Here is a 19041-nt window from a genome sequence, read left to right as displayed (position 1 = left end):
TGACTGTTTACCTGGAAGCCAAAATGTATCGTCCATAAGGCTTAGCCTATTTCTATTCTTATATCGCAACATAGCAGTGACCTCGTTTTTTAAATCTTAATATCACTACTATAGCATACAATGCAAGCAAAATATTTAGTTAAATCGAATGCCTGCCGGACTTTTTGCAGGGAGATCAGGTCCGTGGTGTAACGCAGCAGCTTGTAGATGGAGAACTTGTCCTTGTCCTCCTGGAACTCCACCAGCCAGAGTAGCAGGGAACCTCGGGTAAAGTGGAACAGGATGGGCATGTCCAGGGCTAGGCCGGAGTCGGACAGGCGATGTTTGCGCGGCTCCTGGCGGACAAAGGTGATCTCCTGGAGTTCGCCGCATTGTTCCAGGGCTTGAGGGTAGAACAGTTCCAAGGCTTCTCGGGGGAAGTCCAGGAAGACGTTTTTGAAGTTATGGTCGTGGGATTCTTGGGGCATGGTGTGGTCGTAGCTCCAGGAAAAACGTGTCGTGTTTTTTGTTGATCTCGCTCATGAATGTGGAACGCAGGGGCGGCCCTTGTGCGGCCGCCCTCTGGATGGACCTGGTTGGTCCTGGTTGGTGTGCGGGGCAGCAACGGCAACCTGTCCGTCAACCGCCCCCGGCATGGCGTTGTGATCGCAAAGGGCAGGCGCAAGGCCTGCCCCTACAAGATACGGTGACCCCAAGATCGCCTGAATCAAAACATCAATATGAAAAACCAGCGGACCATCGAAGTATAATAAACTTCCTTATCTTTGCTTGGATGTTATCCTGAGCCGGTGGCGACCCTCAGATCTTGCTGACGAGCCAAATATGGGGCACGAGCATTTACCATCCCTAAGCTAGGCGTGAACGTTCCAATCTAGCCAAACAGGATCAACCTCAGGGGTAGACGACGGTTCAACGATAACCGGGGGCAGGTGATCTTCATGAAAAGCTATCTGCATATCTATTGCACCATCCCCTGTAGCACTAATATTCAAATCATTATGATACCAAGCATTTGCGCTATATTCTACAAAAGCTGGACTATCAGTATGTCCATGATAATAAATACTACCACCAGCCCCGCTACCAGATGGCAAAACAAAACTCAACACATCCTTACTTGGATCAAAGTCCATTATGGTATCAATACCTTCAGTTGAGTTAGAATCATCAATACTATGATACAAAAAAATGTTGCTCCCGCCGCCACCATATAGCACATCCGCGCCGACCATCCCGCTGATTCTGTCATTTCCAGCACCGCCATATATAATGTCGTCTCCTTGAGAGCCGATAATCCAACTCTCTTGAGCAGGATTACCCTTGATCGTAAACCCTTCATCTTGATTCTCCAGATCAATCATGGTGGCACCGTTTGTAATGGAGACAGTGGAAACATTCGTGAGGTGATCATCGCTTTCGAAAGTTATCCATCCGCCTGGAGATTCATAAAAAGTTATGCTATTTTCTCCGCCAGTTCCGTCGATTTTATGTTGCTGCGCCCCTAAATTAGTATGAAAATACATATTATCATTGCCTTGACTGCCAATAACAGTAACATCGTTGTAATTGACGTGAATGTCAAATCCCTGATCAAGGTTGCTCAAATCAACGCCCTGCCCTCCCAACTGGCCAATTTCAATATTTTGAATATTTGTCAAACTGCCAACCCCAGGCTGGCCAGGGACGTTCTGCGCTGCGGTCCCTTTATGGAAAACAAGTGTATTGGTTCCCCCCCCGCCGTGGATGGTATCGTTGTTGGCATCACCAGGATTTTCATAGACAACAAAAAAGTCGTCTCCCGCGCCTCCATAAATCTCATTCTTCCCCTGTCCGGTATGGATATTGTTTGAGCCTGAACCTGTCTGCATCAGATTATTACCGTATACCACATTATCCCCGTCTCCCAGGACGATATGATCATCACCGTCTCCACCGTAGATAGTATTCTCTCCCATGCCGCCGATAATGGTGTCGTTGCCACCGCCGCCGTAGATGGTATTCTCTTCTGTGCCATGAACGACAATGTAGTCATCTCCAGCACCGCCATCGATATCGTTATTTCCCCCCGCAACATAAATATAATCGTTGCCATCTCCGCCGAAGATTATGTCGTTGCCATCTCCGCTGATGATCAGGTCGTCTCCATCACCGCCGTGGATATAATTATTCCCTTCGTTACCCCCCTCCCCTTCATCCAGAATGATCTGAAAGCCGGCGGGGTTGTGGTTGTATGAAGAGCCCGGCTCACTTGCGGTACTCCAGCCTCGGTCAAGTGTACTGATAGAATCGTTGCCTGTGCCTCCGAAAATTATGTTGCTGCCGCCATGGCTCCAAACTTCATTGTGGCCATCGCCTGTGGTAATATGATTATTACCTGAAGAGGCGTAAATCTTGACGTCGCCAGAAAAGCCAGCGGCATTAATAGTGTCGTTGCCTCGTCCACTGATGATCGTATCATTGCCAGGGCCAGAGTATATTACGTTCTTGTCCGTGTTGCCGCCAAAACTCCAACTCCATTTATCATGCTCAGAGTACCCATCTGTCCGTGTAAATTCGGCACCCTGTTGATGGCCTTTCCAGAAATTCCCTAGCCCTCCGATCAGGACGTTGTCGCCACCATGTCCACCCTGGATGGAGTCCTGGCCGCTGCCTCCATAGATGGTGTCGTTGCCGCCGCCACCAATGATTGTATCGTTGCCGGCACCGCCATAAAGCATGTTGCTGGCCAAGCTGGCTGCTGCTTGAATTTCGTCATTGCCTCCGTATGCAAAAACGGCAAAAGGCATCTCGTGTGTCCATCCAGGAATTTCGCTTCCAGAAAGGGTTATTGATTCCCCGCCGTTAGACAGCGCTACAACATTTAAACCACGCTGAAAAAACCATTTGTAAAGCTCTGACGGATCGCCGGTGCGGTTGAATTCCCAGTTAGTCGGCTCCGGGCCAAGCAGCACCGAGGGAGGAGGAGTGGGATCGCCACCGCCACCGCCACCGCCACCGCCACCGCCACCGCCGCCACCGCCACCGCCGCCTGGGTCAGGAGGCGTCGGCTCGGGTATCGGCTCGGGTGTCGGCGCTGGTGTGGGCTCAGGTGTCGGCGCTGGTGTGGGCTCAGGTGTAGGCGCTGGTGTGGGCTCAGGTGTCGGTGCCGGAGTGGGCTCAGGTGTCGGCGCTGGTGTGGGCTCAGGTGTCGGCGCTGGTGTGGGCTCGGGTGTCGGTGCCGGTGTGGGCTCGGGTGTCGGTGCCGGTGTGGGCTCGGGTGTCGGCGCTGGTGTGGGCTCGGGTGTCGGCGCTGGTGTTGGAGTCGGTGCCGGTGCCGGTGTTGGTGCCGGTGTCAACTCAGGTCCAAAAACGTTTGCGGCAAACGGCAGCAGGTCGTCCAGACCCTGGCCGCCCGGCTGGCCTTGCCCTTGCAGATCCGGACCGCCTGGCCCACCCGGATCGCCCTGACCACCGGGACCACCCGGATCGCCGTCATCGTCGCCGTCCAGATTCTCAAAGGCCGTCATCACCCCCGACTTGGTCAGGTCCTCGCCGGGGCCGGGCTGGCCCGGACCGGGATCGCCGGGGGTGCCGGGATCAGCCCGGTCACCGGGATCCCCTGCCGCGCCGGGGTCGCCTTCGCCGGTGGCATCTGGATCGCCTTCGCCGGTGGCGTCGGGATCGTCGTCACCGGGGTCCGCGTCATCCCTTTCATCCGGGTCGCGGTCTTCTTCGGATTCCTGCTCCCGCGAAAAATCCAGGGCCGCCGGGGCAAATGCCTGGAAGAACTGGAACTCCTGCGGGGTCATGGGCCGGAACACGCCCATGGGCTGGTCCGCGAACACATCGATCATGCTCATGGGCACGTCGATGACCCTGACCTCGCCGAAGGAATCCCGGATGATAATCCGGAGCCCCTCTTCGAAGCTCTCGGCCCCGTGGTTCTCGGCGTTGACCATGACGTCGTGCACGGTCACGGTGCCCCGGATGCCGATCACGGCCAGAGGCGACTCCAGGTGGATGTTCTCCGGGTTGGTCTTGGCGATCTCCCCGGACACGTGGCGGAAGGCCCCCTTGAGCATGCCGAAGCTGAGATTCGAGCCGGCCCCGTCCGCGGGGTCGAACACGTACTCGTTGATCTCCAGGACCGCCTCCGGCCCCTGGGACATGACGGTGTCGTCCAGAAAACGGATCTCCACGTTGGAGTCCGGCCCGGTGTGGACGGTCTCGCCCTGGTAAACGACCCCGTCCTTTTCCAGGGGACGCATGCCCTGAGGGGATTCGACCCAGGCCTGGCCCTTGACGCCGATGACGGTTCCAATGTGGGTTTCGCTCATGGTTGCTCTCCGTGATCAGGATGAAAAAACGAAAGATAAGATATTTTGAACCGCCCGCTGCGCTCAAGGCTCAAAGGTCGCCAAGGGGAAGATTTTGGAAAGCAGGGAAAAAGCTGCTTTCCAAAAACATTGCCTCAACCCTGCCGGGGTGAAAGTATCATGCGTTTGATGCCTTGCTTACGGCACATGCCAGTTTAACAAATATCCCAGAGGGACGTTTTTCATTTTCAGATAAGTCAAAAGTTGTGCCTCATGAATCGGCAACAAGGCATCAACTGTCTTGTTTTCAACAATCACAAGGTTATCGACAAGCATGTCCACACGATACCCGGCATCAATCGTTACAGATCCATACATGACGGGCAAGGACAATTCACACTCAACAATATGGCCGAGCCGTGCAAGCTCCCAAGCCAGACACTTCTGATACGCTGTTTCCAGCAATCCAGGTCCAAGTGCCGAATGCACCTTGATCGCACAGTGAACTATGTTTTTCCCGACAACATTGGCATCCATTTCCACATTTCTTATCGCCGTCAGGCGGCGAGCCTTTTGGCTTCCGCATCTTTCCAGCGGAAGGCGAAAATCTCTTCTTGGCGTCCTCCGAGCCTTGAGCGCAGCGGGCGGTTCGAATTCCTCAAAAAAGATCCAGATCCAGCCTGCCCATGGCAAAAAACAACTGATACAGGGCCACGGCCCGGTCCGTCTCCGCGGACACGGCGTTGCTCAGGGCGTTGAGATGGCCCACCTCGCCGTTGAGCACGTCCAGCAGGGAGCGCGTGCCCAAGAGGCGCTCGTGCTTGGCCAGGTCCAGAAATTCTTCCAGGATCTCGGCCTGGTCGTGCAAAAGGCGGGCGTTCTCCCGGGTCGTGATCAGGTTCTGCCAGGCCGCGGCCACGCGCTCCTCCACGCGGTCCTGCAGTTCCTTGACCCTTCTTTCCTGGTCCGTGAGGTTGGAGCGGGCCTCGCGGATGGCGGCACGCTCCTTGCCTCCGCTGAACACGGCCCAGGTCAGCTCGACCATGCCCAGGGCCTCGTTGCGCGCGCCGTCCACGCCCTGGTCGTTGTGCTTGCGCTTGGCCTCGCCCACCAGATGCAGCCTGGGAAAAAGGTCGGCCTCGCTGCCGGCGAGATCCTGCCGGGCCATGTCCACGTTGTGCCGGGCCATGAGCAGCTCAACGCTGCTGTCCGCGGCCGCTGCCGAGGCTTCTTCCAGGCCGGCCGGGACCCGCTCAAAGGGTATCATAGGCGGGCCCAGGGACTGCAACAGTTCGTCCGTGGGCGCCACCTCGAACACGGTCAAAAAGCGGTTCCGGGCCAGGGCCAGCTGTCCTTCCACGCGCACCCGCAAGGCCTTGGCCCCTGCCAGTTGCGACTTGGCCTGGAGCACGTCCGAGGCCAGGCCCGCGCCCCTGGTGACCAGGGTTTCCTCGATGCCGGTCAGGTCCATAATCCGCTGCTCGGACTCCAGGGCCAGGCGCAACCGCTCCTTGTGGCGGACCACGTCCAGATAGGCGGCAATGCCCTGGAGCATGACCTCCTGCCTGGCCGCGACCACTTCGGCCTCGGCCCGCTCCACCGCGGCCTGGGCCCGGCCGATGCCCGCGCCGGAACGACCGAAGTCGTAAAGCAGCTGCTTGGCCGTAACGCGCTGATAGTCCCGTGTCTTGGTGGTGCTGTCCCGGTCCCCGGGCGGATCCACGTATTCCGGACCGACATTGACCGCCGCATCCAGGTGAGGCATCCACTCGCCCCGGGCCCGGGCCACCCCGGCCCTGGCCGCGTCACGCCTGGCCTGAGCCGCCAGGACGAGATCATGGCCCGTCACGGCTTCCTCCATGAACACGGAAAACGGCTTGGCAAAAGCGGAAACCGGCCAGGCGGAACAGAGCAGGAAAACGGCGAATGCCAGAAAGAAAATACGTTTGGAGAACATGACAAGATCCTTTTGGCGTAAAGGTTCTGGGAGGGCGGGGGAGGAGTGCTCTTGCATGAAAATACTGGATCAATTTTTCTTAAACCGTTACCCTGTGCTAAAACTTTATGTCAACAAGCAGTTTCGTGACGCACCTGTCCACAGCCACCATGCATCTCATCCATCTTTTCCGGAAACTCCTTCGCTGGCAGCGCGGCCGCCTTTTCCTGGCCGGGCTGCTCTTCACCTGCCTGATGGCCGGGCTGTACGTGTTGCAGCCCAGGTTTCTCCAATTTCTTGACTATAAGGTTTACGACGCCCTGTTCCAGGCGACCCACGCCACGACCACCTCGGGCGCCGTCGCCGTGGTGGACCTGGACGAAGCCAGTCTGGCCGAATACGGTCAGTGGCCCTGGCCGCGCTACCGGGTGGCCCTGCTGGTGGAGAAGATCCGCCGGGCCGGGGCCGCGGCCATTGCCCTGGACATCGTCTTTGCCGAGGAGGACCGGACCTCGCCGGTGGTCATGCGGCGGATGCTCAAGAACGAGCTGGGCGTGGACATGGACTTTACGGGCCTGCCGCCGGGGCTGGAGGACAACGACGCCGTGCTGGCCGGTATGTTGGCCCAGGGGCCGTATGTCCTGGGCTATTATTTCCGGGTTGAAGGGCTGGACGACCGGGACGCGCCCGAAACCGACACCGACGCCTCCCAGGCCGGGGCCAAGGCCCGGACACTGCCCCGGCCCCTGAACATCGCCCTGATCCGGACCCCGGACGCCCGGGCCGTGGAGCAGGCGTTGTTCGCGGCCGGAGACGTGGTGACCAACATTCCGGTCCTGGGAAAAGCCGCGCCGACATCGGGATTCATCAACGTTGGCGCGGACATGGACGGCATCGTGCGCCGCGCCCCGCTGGCCATGTTCTGGGACGAACAGATCTACCCCAGTCTGGCCCTGGCCGCGGTGCTCCAGGCCGTGGGCGCGGATACCGCCGTGCTGCGCCTGACTTCCGGGGGGACGGAAACCCTGCGCGTGGCCGACCGGACCATCCCCCTGGACGGACGCGGCCGGATGCTCCTGCACTACCGGGGAGGCCGCCAGACCTTCCCCACCCATTCCGTGCGGGACGTTCTCCAGGATCGTCTGACGCCGGGCGACCTGAAGGACAAAATCGTCTTCATCGGCACCTCCGCGGCCGGGCTGATGGACATCCGATCCACGCCCCTGGACCCTTTTTTCCCGGGGGTTGAAGCCCAGGCCACGGTGGCCGACACGATCATTGCCGGGGATTTCCTGTCCCGCCCCGACTGGGCTCCCGGTCTGGAACTGATCCTGGTCCTCGGCATGGGGCTGCTCTCCACCCTGGCTCTGGTCCATCTGGGCGGACTGTGGCCCCTGGTCCCGGTCCTCCTGCTGGCCGGAGCGGCCTGGTTCGGCTCACGGCACGGACTGGCCGAGACCGGGCTGTACATTTCGCCTCTGATGCCCCTGCTGACCCTTGTCGGCAACTTTAGCCTGCTCGGACTGTTCAAGTTCTGGAACGAAGAACGGGAAAAACGGAAAATCCGGACATCCTTCGAGCACTATCTGAGCCCGGAGGTCATTGCCCGGGTGGTCAAGAACCCGAACCTGCTCAAGCTGGGCGGGGAGAAAAAGGAACTGACCGTGTTCTTCACGGACATCCGCAACTTCACCACCTTGTCCGAGAGCCTGGAACCCAACGAGTTGGTGACCTTCATGAACGAATTCCACTCTGCCATGACCGGCGTCATCCTGGAGCAGGGCGGCACCCTGGATAAATACATCGGCGACGCAATCATGGCCTTTTTCGGTGCGCCGGTGGACCACCCCAAACACGCCCTGATCGGTTGCAAAACAGCCCTGCAGATGTTCGAAAGCCTGTATCAGGGTCGGGCCAAATGGTGTTTCCCCGGGTTTTCACGGATTGAGATCGGCGTGGGCATCAGTAGCGGGGAGATGATTGTCGGCAACATGGGCTCGGCCAAGCGGCTCAGCTACACGGTCATGGGCGACCAGGTGAACCTGGCGGCCCGGCTGGAAGGTCTGACCAAATTCTACGGGGTGAAAATCCTGATCAGCCAGTTCACCCATGCCCAGCTTGATGGGGAGATCGTCTGCCGGGAGATCGACCTGGTCCGGGTCAAGGGCAAGACCAAGCCCGTGGCCATTTTTGAGCCGTTCAACGCGGACTACTTCACCGGCGGTCAGTTCGCCTTTATCCCGCCTTTCGAGCAGGGGCTCAAGGCCTACCGCCGCCGCGACTTCCAGGAGGCCGTGCGGTGCTTCGAACAGGTCCTGGCCCTCAAGCCTCAGGACAACCCTTCCCTGCTCTATGTCCAGCGCTGCCAAACCCTGCTGACCGCTCCGCCCCCGGAAGAATGGGACGGGGTTTGGGCCATGACCAACAAGTAAACCTTCCCCCTCACCGCTGCTTGCGCATGGCGAAGCGCTGCCAGTTCCAGAACTGGTAGACGTAGGCCACGCAGAGGGCCTGGACGGCCATGGACAGGAACATGGCCAGCCAGATTCCGGTGGCCTGGGCAAAGACCAGGTGGCCCAGGACGAAGGCCAGGGGGATGCGCACCAGCCAGGCCGAGCCGCCCATGATCAGGGACTGGTAGATGGTCGCCCCGGCCCCGGTGAGCGCCCCGCCCAGGATCATGGAGATCAGCAGAAAGGGCATGGCCGCGAGGTTGTAGCGCAGGTAGTTCACCGCCTCGTCCCGGACCTCCGGATCCGGGGCGACGAAGGCGGCGATGGGTTCCAGGAATTGCCAGAGGACCACGGTCAGCAGGCAGATCACCAGCAGGCCCTGGCCCAGGATGCGGTAGCCCATCCGCTTGGCTTCCTCGGGTTTTCTGGCCCCCAGGTAGTGTCCCACAAGGATTCCAGCCGTGAAATTGAAGGCGAAACCAGGCAGGAACATCAGCGATTCCACCCGCATTCCGGCGCTCATCCCGGCCAAGGCCACCACGCTGCCCGCGGGCAGGCTGGCGGTGATGGAAAACAAGGTGATGTAGGCGGAGTGCCAGACCAACTGCATCACCCCGGCGGGCCAGGCCACCCGGAACAAGTAGGGAAAGGCGCACCGAATCCATTTCCAGGGGGCGAAGCTTCTGCGCACCAGAAGCCTTCTGCGGCGCAGAACCCAGACATTGAACAGCCCGCCGGCCAGAACCGAGCCGAAGGTGCTCCAGGCCAGCCCCTTGTACCCCAGATCCGGAAAGCCGAACATGCCCAGCCCCAGGGCGAAATCTCCGAAGGTGTTCAGCCCGGCCACCAACATCATGCAGTACAGCGGATAAAGGACCAGTTGCTGAGCCCGCAGGATGGCGTTGCCGATGATGAACAGATAGTAGGCGGGCAGAATCAGCAGGTAAACGCTGAGCAGATAGGTCATGATCGGGAGCATGCTTTCCGGGGTCTGAAGAATCCGGATCAGGGACCCCTGAAAGGCGTAGCCGAAGACCAGGAAGGCCGCGCCGAAGACCGCGGCGGTTTGCAGGCTGAGGCCCACGTAGCGCTGGACCCGGTGGATCAGCCCCGCGCCGTAGGACTGGCTGATGGCGGCAACGGTCCCGTTGCTCACGGCAATGGCCACCACCAGAAAGATGAAAAAGGATTGGCTGACCATGCCCATGCTGGCCTGCACGTCCCGGCTGATCCGCCCGGCCACCCAGACGTCGACAAAGCCGATCAGGAAGTGAAACAGCATCATCACCACCTGAGGCCAGGCCAGCCGCCAGATGGCCTTGGTGGGCGAGGCGGCGGGATCAAAGTTGATCTTTTTCGGAGGAGGAGGCGGGACCGTTCCGCCCTTGGGATGGTTCAGCAAGGAAGCGGTTCCTTCTTCCGGTAGGCCAGCCCCTGAAACGAGGCCACCAGGTTGGCGGACTCATCGCGAACTTCCACCAGATAACTGGCCATCCTTCCGCCCTGGGTCAGCTCCCTGGCCTCGGCGGTCAGGACGCCCGAGGAAACGGGCCGGTGATAATGAATGCTCACCTGCACCCCCAGGGCCACGTTGCCGTGGGAGTTGCAGGCCGCGGCAAAGGCCAGATCCGCCAGGGTAAACAGGGTTCCGCCATGGGCCATGCCCAGACTGTTGGTATGCTCCTCGGCCAGGGTCATCCGGGCCGTGGCCGTCCCCGGCCCGATGTCCACGATCTCGATCCCCAAAAACCGGGCCAGCCGATCATTGGCATTGATATACCCCTTGACCTTCTCCATAACCTCCCCTCCCCATCCGAATTCAAAGCTTCTCTTTCGGCGTCGGTATCGGTATCGGAATCGAGGTCGAATTTGGATTATTGGCGAACAAACAGTATCGATCCCGAACCGATACCGATACCGATACCGATACCGACGCCGACCCCGATAACTGCATTTTTTCAAGCGAATAATGCACTACCGAAGTAGAATCGGTGTAAGGTCTCACCCTTCCCATCACACCATCTTCAACACCACGAACCCACCGACCAGCAAAACCGTGAACAATACCGCCAACAAGTTAAAATACTTATCGATAAACGTGGTGATCTGTGCGCCAAAGCGCCAGATCAGCCAGGCCACAAGAAAGAACCGGGCTGAGCGGCCCACCAGGGAGGCCAGAATGAACGGAACCAGGGAGATGTCGAAAGCCCCGCCGGCGATGGTGAACACCTTGTAGGGCAAAGGCGTGAACCCGGCGGTGAAAATGATCCAGAAATTCCAGGTCTCGAACAGCCCCTGAACCATGGCGAACTTCTCCACCGTGAACCCAGGAACAGTATTGAAGAAGAACTGAGCCAGAGAGGTGAATTCTCCGCTGAGGGTCCACCAGGAATAGTGGCCGATGGCATATCCCAGCATCGCCCCGCTGACCGAAGCGACGGAACAGACCGCGGCAAACCGGAACGCCTTGGCCCGGGCTCCGAGAATCAGGGCGATCAGCAACGGGTCCGGCGGAATTGGAAAGAACGAGGATTCGAAAAACGCCAACACGAAAAGAGCCGCTGCCCCATACGGAGTCGCGGCCCAACTCAACACCCAGTCATACAATCGACGCACAATATTCACGACGGCCCTTCCCCTCTTGCCCATGCCCGACCGGCATGGCGCGTATATTTGGTTGCATGTGGAACCCAAGTACTACAAAGCCAAAAACGCTTGCCCGTCAAGCGAAATACGACATGTAGAAGCCATCAGTCGGATTGACGAGCAGCCATTGATGCAATAGCATCATGATACGTTGGCACCACCAAAGCAGGAGTTTTTTATGCGGACAACTTTGGATATTGAAGAAGATGTTTTAAGCGTGGCCAAAGAGCTTGCACGGGTCCAAAAGGTTTCCGTCGGTCGAGTTCTCTCAGGACTGGCCCGACAAGCCCTCTCGAATTCACTGGATCATAACCGACCAGAAGCCCCTTCTTCCTCTTCCCTTTATGGTTTTCGCCCCTTCCCTCCACGAGGTCATGTCGTGGGGAATGATCAAGTCAATGCCTTGCGGGATCAAGAGGGTGTCTGATGCGGGCTCTCCTGGACGTCAACGTACTGATCGCCGTATTGGATGCCGGCCATATCCACCACATCCCGGTTTCTGAGTGGCTCAAAAAGGAAATCCATTCCGGATGGGCATCCTGTCCCATCACTCAGAACGGCTGTATACGCATCATGTCCCAGCCCGCATACCCTGGGAATTTGCCTGCACAAGCAGTAGCTCAACGGCTTGCCGAGGCCGCACGACATCCATCACACAGGTTTTGGACCGCGGATATCAGTCTGTTGGATGAGAATATCCTTGAATGGCCCAAAATTCTTGGACATCGACAAGTTACGGACGCCTACCTGCTGGCATTGGCTGTCCACCAGAATGGACGCTTCGTAACACTTGACAGGCGAATATCCTATCGATTCGTCACAGGCGCGACCTCCGCACACCTGCACTGCATCACGACCGAGTGAATCACCGCGACAGCAAGTTTTACAACAACGGACTGAACACCTTGGCGATGGATTCCAGGAGGCGGCGGGGGAGGGGGCGGCGGTTCCAGGCTTGGGGGTCGACTTTTTCGGATCGGGACCGGTATTGGCTTTGCAGTTGACGGACCGTGTACAGAAATTCCTGATCAAAAAGAAAAAGGACCACTTCCAGGTTCAGGTAAAACGAGCGGATGTCGAAATTGGCCGAACCGATCATGGCCATGGCGTCGTCCACGCGCAGCAGTTTGGCATGCAGCATCCCGTCGTCGAACAAAAAAATGTTTGCGCCGTGCTCCAACAAGACGCCGCAATAATGGTAACTGGCAAGGTCCACCATGGGATGGTCGCTGCGTCGGGGCAGGATCAGGTCCACCACCACTCCGCGCCCCACAGCCAGACGGAGCGCGGTCAGCATTCCTTCGTTGGGGATGAAGTAGGGGGACGTGATCACCACCTTGCGCTGGGCCGAATGGATGGCCTGGATCAGCAAATCCTGGAACCCCTCGGTGGGCAGGTCCGGACCGGTGGGCACGATTTGCAGCGCCACTTCCCCTTCTTCCACGACCGGCGGATAAAGTGACGCGCAGTCCAGGGCGTCGCCGGTCTCCTGGTACCAATCCTCCACGAACACGGACTGCAATTGGCGCGTGCTGGGACCGACGATCCGGACCATCACGTCGTGCCAGGCTCCGGCCTTGCGATGGCCGAAAACCGGCTCCACGATATTCTGGGACCCGGTATACGCGACGCTGCCGTCGATCACCGCCAGCTTGCGATGGTTGCGGATGTCCAGCCGGGCCAGGCGCATCCGGAGCGGATTCGCGGTCAAGCCCTCCACCACCTGGACCCCGTTTTCCTGGAGCTTCGTTCCCAAGCCGCTGAACATCCCCCTGGACCCGACCATATCCGCCAACAAACGACAGCGGACACCGCGCTTGGCCGCTCGGATCAGCGCATCTCCGACCTTCCGGCCCATGGCATCGTCGCGAAAAATGTAAAACAGCAGGTGAACATGCTCCCGGGCCTGATCGATATCCGCGACCAAACGCCGGACCACATCGTCGATGTCCGCCAGCAGGTCTACCCGGTTTTCTCCCAGAAGCGGCAGCCCGCCGTGACGCTCGGCCAGTTGGACCAAAATCTCATGATCCCGCCGGACCCGAACGTCGTCAACTTCAGGAAGGACGGCATGATGGCGGTGGATGGCATCAAAAGATTTGTGCCGCTTCATGCGCTCGCGGACCCGCAAAAAGCCCAGGCTCTGCTCGCCCAACAACACGTAGGCGATCAATCCAAGCCAGGGCATCACGAAGATCACCGCCAGCCAGGCCAGGCACGTCGCGGGGTTGCGCTGACGCATGGCCACAACCGGAATCATGGTCAAACGCACGACCCAGCCGCTGATATCCAATGTGAGGGACAACCAAAACAACATCGCAAACCACCTCAGACCGTTTCATGGCCAGCACTCGGCATGTATCTCAACTCCGCATCAATGTCAGCAAATCTCCAAAATTCGGATCCCGACTAAAAAAATTGCTTGCGCGAAGCCATCAGGCAAGATATTCACGCGCAAAAATACAAAACGCCGTATCGACGGACAATAAAGGGTAAAGTTTTTTTTCATTACCGCCGATAACGGATAACGTGAACCGGTGTGTCCGGGGCAGCAACTTTAGGTCGCCAATCGCAAGTGAGGAGAAGGGCTATGAAAAACATTCGTCTTGGTGTGAAGCTCATCGGTGGGTTTGCCGTCGTAGCGTTGATCGTCTTCATCGTGGGGGCGTTCGGGTGGTGGGAAGCCCGCAACCTGACCGGGCACATCGAAGAGGTCGGAGCTGTTCGCCTGCCGAGCATTCAGGCCCTGCAGAACATTGAAAAGGAATACGAATCCCTGCGCGTGGCCCAGCGCACCCTGCTCATCCCGGGCCTGAGCCAGGAGGATACGCAACGCCAATTCGACAACCTGACCCGCCAACGCGCGGCCATCGCCAAACTGCGCGAGGAATTCGAGGCGATGCCGGCCACGGCCGAGGAAACCGCCTTGTGGCGGCAGACCGTTGCGGCTCTGGACGCCTGGCGGGCCGTGAACGACCGATTCATCGAAATGGGGCGCGAGCTGCAACGCACCGGGATCAACAACCCGGCCAACCTGCGGGCCAACCTGCAACAGTTTCGTGGCGACCACCATGCCGTTATGGGCCAAGTCTATGCGTTGATCACCCGCGGCGTGCAGTTCGACGGCGGCGAAGACCCCACGGCGTGCAACTTCGGACGCTGGCTCGCTGGTTTCCGGACCGAAAACCAAAGACTGTTGGACATTCTGCGCCGCATGCCGACCTCGCACAACCCCTTTCACTCCTCCATCGCCAACATCAAGCGCTCGGTAAGCACCGGCGACACCGCCGCAGCAAACCAGGTTCTGGCCCGGGAAACCATCCCCATGGCCAACGAAACCTTTGCCCGGTTCGACGAACTAATCGCCGTGGCTCAGGAAGCCGAAGCTCTTTTTGAAACCATGACCCAAACCGCCATGGTGGAAGTCCGGGAACGGCAGATGGAAGCTCTCCGGCTGCTGAATCAGGTGCTGGAATTAAACGAGCAGTACACCGCGGAAGCCGTCGCCGAAGCCGAAGCCGACGCGGCTATGGCCCAGACCGTGGCCATCGCCGGGGTCGTCATCGGCGTGATCCTGGCCATGGCTCTGGGTATCATCCTGACCAGGGCCGTCACCGGCCCGGTCAGCCAGGGCGTGCGCTTCTCCGAGGACCTGTCCGAGGGCGACCTGGATGCCCGCCTGGACGTGGACCAGAAGGACGAAATCGGCGTGCTGGGCAAGGCCATGCAGGATATGCAGACCAAGCTCCGGGAAATCGTGGGCGGGGTCAAGTCGGCCTCGGAGAACGTGGCTTCGGGCAGCGAGCAACTTTCCGCTTCAGCGGAACAAATGTCCCAGGGCGCCACGGAACAAGCGGCCTCGGTGGAAGAAGTCTCTTCCAGCATGGAAGAGATGACAGCGAACATCAAGCAGAACGCGGACAACGCGGCGCAGACCGAGAAGATCGCCTTGCAGGCGGCCAAGGACGCCCAGGAAGGCGGGCAGGCCGTGTCTCAGACCGTGACGGCCATGAAGCAAATCGCGGAGAAAATTTCCATCATTGAGGAAATCGCCCGGCAGACCAATTTGCTGGCCCTGAACGCGGCCATCGAAGCGGCCCGGGCCGGAGACGCGGGCAAGGGCTTCGCGGTAGTGGCCGCCGAGGTGCGCAAGTTGGCCGAACGCAGCGGCTCCGCTGCCACGGAGATCAGCGAACTGTCGAGGTCCAGCGTGCAGGTGGCTGAACAGGCCGGGGAAATGCTGGTCAAGATCGTCCCGGACATCCAGCGCACCGCGGAACTGATCCAAGAGATCAACGCGGCCAGCCGGGAACAGAGCATCGGCGTGGAACAGATCAACAAGGCCATTCAGCAACTGGACCAGGTCATCCAACAGAACGCATCGGCGGCCGAGGAGATGGCTTCCACCGCCGAGGAACTCTCCAGCCAGGCCGAGGAACTCCAGGCCACCATGGCCTTCTTTAAAATGGGCAGCGAGTCCGGCTCCATGCGACGCGTCCCCCACCCCCGTAAGCCCGCGGGCAATCTGCTCGGCGGCGGAGCCAGAGCCGCCGCGCCCATTCCGGCGGGCAAGCAGGCGCCCAAAGGCCAGGGTTTCGCCCTGGACATGGGCAAGGATGACGACGAGTTCGAGAAGTTCTAGATCGTGGCTCGGGGTTCACGGTTCAACGGTTCACGGTTGCCTCATGCAAGCCGCTGAACCGATAAACCAATAACCCCGTTCCCATCTCTTTGGAGGAACCCATGACCGAAAAGAAAAGCGCCACGTTGAACCAATATCTGACCTTCACCCTGGACAAGGAACTCTACGCCATGGACATCGCCAAGGTCCGGGAGGTCTTGGAGTATACGGACATCACCCGGGTGCCGCGAACTCCGGATTTTTTGCGAGGGGTGATCAACGTTCGGGGACGGGCCGTGCCCGTGGTGGACATGCGGCTGAAGTTCGGGATGACCAGGACCGAGCAGACCGTGAATACCTGCATCATCATCGTGGAAGTGGACGTGGATGGTGAATCGACCATCCTGGGAGCCCTGGCCGACTCGGTCCAGGAGGTATTCAACCTGGAGCCGGATCAAATCGAACCGGCCCCGCGCCTGGGCACGCGGATCAAGACCGAGTTCATAGAAGGCATGGGCAAGAACGGAGAACAGTTCATCATCATCTTGAACATCGACAAAATCTTCTCCGCCGATGAACTGGCCATCGTCAAGGACATGGAAGAAACGGCCTGACGAGCATCCGCGATAAAAGCAAAAAACGGCCGGAATTCCCAGACGACATCTGGGAGTTCCGGCCGTTTTACTTTTGGTGAACGGACCCCTTCAGCATGCAGGGCGGGCACGCAGGCACACGCCTACGTTCCTCGGATAATCCGTGAATCCACGGAGCGGACAGAGGCCGTTCCGGTCAGGACCATGCACTGGGTCAGTTCCTGGCGGATTTTTTCCAGGTATTGCGTCGCCCCTTCCTTGCCGCCGCCGAGCACGGCCACGGAAAAGGGCCGCCCGATCATCACCGCGTCCGCCCCCAGGGCCAGCATCCGCAGCACATCCGCGCCGGAGCGCACTCCACCGTCGGCCAATACAGTGATCTGCCCGCGGACGGCTTCGGCAACCTCGCGCAGCACCCTGGCCGTTCCCGGCGTTCCATCCAGAACCCGTCCGCCATGATTGGAAACCACGATTCCGGCGGCCCCGGCATCCACGCACATCTTGGCCTCATCCGCGGTCATCACTCCCTTGACTACGAACCTGGCCTTGGTCCGCCGGATCACCGCCGCCAGTTCGGACACCGGCTTGGGGGCCACGGGACGTCCCATCTTGCGCAACGTGACCAACCCGGCGGCGTCCACGTCCATCCCCACCACCTCGGCCCCGGCATCCAGTGCCTTATCCAGCTTGGTGAACAATTCCTGGTCCTCCCAAGGCTTGATGAACGGGATGCCTTTGCCGTCCAGGGCCTTAATCGCCGAGAACCCGCTTTCATGGATGAAATCCGGCACACCGTCCCCGGTACAGCCCACGGTCCCGGCCTCCACGCAGGCCGTCAGCTTGGCCAGGATATACGCATCCTCCGGCACCCCGCCGCCCATGTTGAAGGAAACCCCTCCGATGGGCGCGGCCAGGACGGGCAGAGACAAATCAAATCCCAGCAGCGAAACGGACAAATCCGGCGTGACCACGTCGTGCAAACAGCGCATGTTGAACTGAATTTCCGCCAAGGCCCGGATATTGTCCTGAAAGGACGATCCCGTCCCCAGACCACCCATGCCCGGCACTTCGCCCGCGCACACCCGGCCGTCGCACACCGGACAGACCCGGCAGTATCCCTTCATCAGCGCACGCGCTTTCGCGTGTATTTCCTTCATGACGTCCTCCTTGCAATCACGAGTTTGATGAGATTTTACAAATCCGTTTCATGACATAGCAACAATCTTCTCTTCAGGGCAACACCCTTGGAACCAGCCGATTTTCCTGTTAGTGTGATCAATACGGCATCCGCCCTCAATCTGATCCTCACCACTGATCCCGGACGGGATGGATCTCGCGGATGCCTCTCTCGACTTGTTTCTCATCAGGAGGCTTCATGACGTGGTTTCCCACGGACCGGATCGACTGTCCGCACTTCCTGCGCGATCTGCTGACGTCCTCGCCCCAGGCCCTTTTCGTCTGCGAACCCGGCGGCGCCATCCTCGTCGCCAATCCCGGGGCGGAGACCATGTTCGGCCACGGGGCGCAAAGCATGACCGGCAAGCGGCTGAGCATGCTCTTCACTCCCGAGGATCAAGACATTCTGTATCCGAACCTGTTGCATCTGGTCGCTGAAACGGGAGCCGTGGACGAACAGGCCATGCTGCTTCGCCGCAGCGGAACCCGATTCATGGCCATGCTCCATTTGCGTGGATACGACCATCCACGAGGCCGTCTGCTTCTGGCACATATCCTGGACATTGACCACGAAAAGCAAATGGAAAAGCTCCTTCAGGAGATCGGCTACCAGGATCTGCTCCGGGTGGCCAACGGAGTGGGCCATGAAATCCGCAATCCCTTGCTGATCATCGGCGGTTATTTGCGCAAGATGTACACGTCCTGCAAGGCCACGGACGAAGACGACACCTCCTATCACTGCATCCTGGACAACCTGAAGAAGATCGAGAACATCGTCCGCAAGATCGATTTCTTCACCAACCCGCCCAAACCCGCCTTCTTTTCCGCGCCGACGGAACTGGTGGTGGAGATGGGCGTCTCGCCCTTTTCCGAGGAATTAAAGGCCTCCGGGGTGCGCTGCCTGATCGAAGTGGAACCCGCGAACCTGCTCATGGACCAGAACCTGATCTCCAGGACCCTGTCCATCCTCGTGGAAAACGCCGCGGACGCGCTCCATGAAGGAGGAGAAATCCGGGTCACGGGAGCAACCCGTGAACCGTGGTACGTGTTCAGCGTTCAGGACACCGGCCCCGGCATTCCGGAAACCGACCTCGCCTCGATCTTCCAGCCGTTTTTCAGCACCAAAACCCACAGCGCCGGCATCGACCTGGCCATTCTCAAGCGCATCATGGACAGCCATCAAGGCAAGGTTGAAGTTTTCTCGAACGTTGAGAAAGGTACGCGCTTCGACCTGTTCCTGCCCCTGGAGCGCCGACGCCTGATCCGCCGCGAGAACCTCGCCGAGCGTGCATCACCCAACGAACCGGATTGATTGCCGTCG

The 19041-nt window shown here is 59.3% G+C and carries 15 protein-coding genes; 6 read left to right on the top strand and 9 right to left on the bottom strand.

Annotated elements, in window-relative coordinates:
* Positions 1-89: 89 nt before the first annotated feature.
* The 4 genes from AC559A_RS05850 to AC559A_RS05835 form a co-directional block, all read right to left on the bottom strand.
* Positions 90-467: a hypothetical protein gene (locus AC559A_RS05850; RefSeq protein ID WP_498816752.1), complete on the bottom strand. Its 378-nt coding sequence runs from the start codon at positions 465-467 to the stop codon at positions 90-92.
* A 384-nt stretch (positions 468-851) separates the two neighbouring features.
* A complete protein-coding gene (locus AC559A_RS05845) occupies positions 852-4316 on the bottom strand; it encodes a hypothetical protein (RefSeq protein WP_498816750.1) in 3465 nt (1154 codons plus the stop codon).
* Positions 4317-4493: 177 nt separating this feature from the next.
* Positions 4494-4832: a GxxExxY protein gene (locus AC559A_RS05840; protein WP_498816749.1), complete on the bottom strand. Its 339-nt coding sequence runs from the start codon at positions 4830-4832 to the stop codon at positions 4494-4496.
* A 121-nt stretch (positions 4833-4953) separates the two neighbouring features.
* A complete protein-coding gene (locus tag AC559A_RS05835; protein WP_498816748.1) occupies positions 4954-6252 on the bottom strand; it encodes a TolC family protein in 1299 nt (432 codons plus the stop codon).
* Between the two features lie 125 nt (positions 6253-6377).
* Between AC559A_RS05835 and AC559A_RS05830 the strand changes: the two genes are divergently transcribed.
* Positions 6378-8663, top strand: a complete 2286-nt coding sequence (locus AC559A_RS05830; RefSeq protein ID WP_498816747.1) for a CHASE2 domain-containing protein — start codon at positions 6378-6380, stop codon at positions 8661-8663.
* 10 nt (positions 8664-8673) lie between these two features.
* Here AC559A_RS05830 and AC559A_RS05825 read toward each other — a convergent pair whose 3' ends face one another.
* The 3 genes from AC559A_RS05825 to AC559A_RS05815 form a co-directional block, all read right to left on the bottom strand.
* Positions 8674-10086 (bottom strand): MATE family efflux transporter, encoded by a 1413-nt coding sequence (locus tag AC559A_RS05825; protein WP_498816745.1) that lies wholly within the window; start codon positions 10084-10086, stop codon positions 8674-8676.
* Positions 10080-10481 (bottom strand): PaaI family thioesterase, encoded by a 402-nt coding sequence (locus tag AC559A_RS05820; RefSeq protein WP_498816744.1) that lies wholly within the window; start codon positions 10479-10481, stop codon positions 10080-10082. The genes AC559A_RS05825 and AC559A_RS05820 overlap by 7 nt, the downstream gene beginning before the upstream one ends.
* 216 nt (positions 10482-10697) lie before the next feature.
* Positions 10698-11309, bottom strand: coding sequence for a YqaA family protein (locus tag AC559A_RS05815; RefSeq protein WP_498816743.1), 612 nt, complete (start codon positions 11307-11309; stop codon positions 10698-10700).
* 199 nt (positions 11310-11508) lie between these two features.
* On the opposite strand from AC559A_RS05815, the gene AC559A_RS05810 reads away from it, so the two are divergent.
* The gene (locus AC559A_RS05810; protein WP_084031784.1) at positions 11509-11757 is read left to right on the top strand and encodes a hypothetical protein; all 249 of its coding nucleotides are present in this window, start codon (positions 11509-11511) and stop codon (positions 11755-11757) included.
* Positions 11757-12194 carry a TA system VapC family ribonuclease toxin gene (locus AC559A_RS05805; RefSeq protein ID WP_028571002.1) on the top strand — a complete coding sequence of 146 codons (438 nt, stop codon included), beginning with the start codon at positions 11757-11759 and terminating at the stop codon, positions 12192-12194. Before AC559A_RS05810 ends, AC559A_RS05805 begins: the two co-directional genes overlap by 1 nt.
* Before the next feature lie 19 nt (positions 12195-12213).
* On the opposite strand, the gene cls is transcribed toward AC559A_RS05805, so the two are convergent.
* A complete protein-coding gene (gene cls, locus AC559A_RS05800) occupies positions 12214-13647 on the bottom strand; it encodes a cardiolipin synthase (RefSeq protein WP_498816741.1) in 1434 nt (477 codons plus the stop codon).
* Positions 13648-13920: 273 nt separating this feature from the next.
* On the opposite strand from cls, the gene AC559A_RS05795 reads away from it, so the two are divergent.
* Both AC559A_RS05795 and AC559A_RS05790 read left to right on the top strand, forming a co-directional pair.
* On the top strand, positions 13921-15972 hold the full coding sequence (locus AC559A_RS05795) for a methyl-accepting chemotaxis protein (protein WP_498816739.1): 2052 nt from the start codon (positions 13921-13923) through the stop codon (positions 15970-15972).
* 101 nt (positions 15973-16073) lie between these two features.
* Positions 16074-16565 (top strand): chemotaxis protein CheW, encoded by a 492-nt coding sequence (locus tag AC559A_RS05790; RefSeq protein WP_498816737.1) that lies wholly within the window; start codon positions 16074-16076, stop codon positions 16563-16565.
* Between the two features lie 122 nt (positions 16566-16687).
* Here AC559A_RS05790 and AC559A_RS05785 read toward each other — a convergent pair whose 3' ends face one another.
* On the bottom strand, positions 16688-17701 hold the full coding sequence (locus AC559A_RS05785; RefSeq protein ID WP_498816736.1) for an alpha-hydroxy-acid oxidizing protein: 1014 nt from the start codon (positions 17699-17701) through the stop codon (positions 16688-16690).
* A gap of 218 nt (positions 17702-17919) precedes the next feature.
* Between AC559A_RS05785 and AC559A_RS05780 the strand changes: the two genes are divergently transcribed.
* Positions 17920-19032, top strand: coding sequence for a two-component system sensor histidine kinase NtrB (locus tag AC559A_RS05780; RefSeq protein ID WP_498816734.1), 1113 nt, complete (start codon positions 17920-17922; stop codon positions 19030-19032).
* Positions 19033-19041 lie beyond the last annotated feature (9 nt).

The sequence above is a fragment of the Desulfonatronum zhilinae genome (assembly GCF_900182865.1).
Lineage (GTDB): Bacteria > Desulfobacterota > Desulfovibrionia > Desulfovibrionales > Desulfonatronaceae > Desulfonatronum > Desulfonatronum lacustre.
The sequence above is the reverse complement of the archived record's forward strand: the minus strand, read 5'-3'. Positions and strand labels throughout refer to the sequence as shown.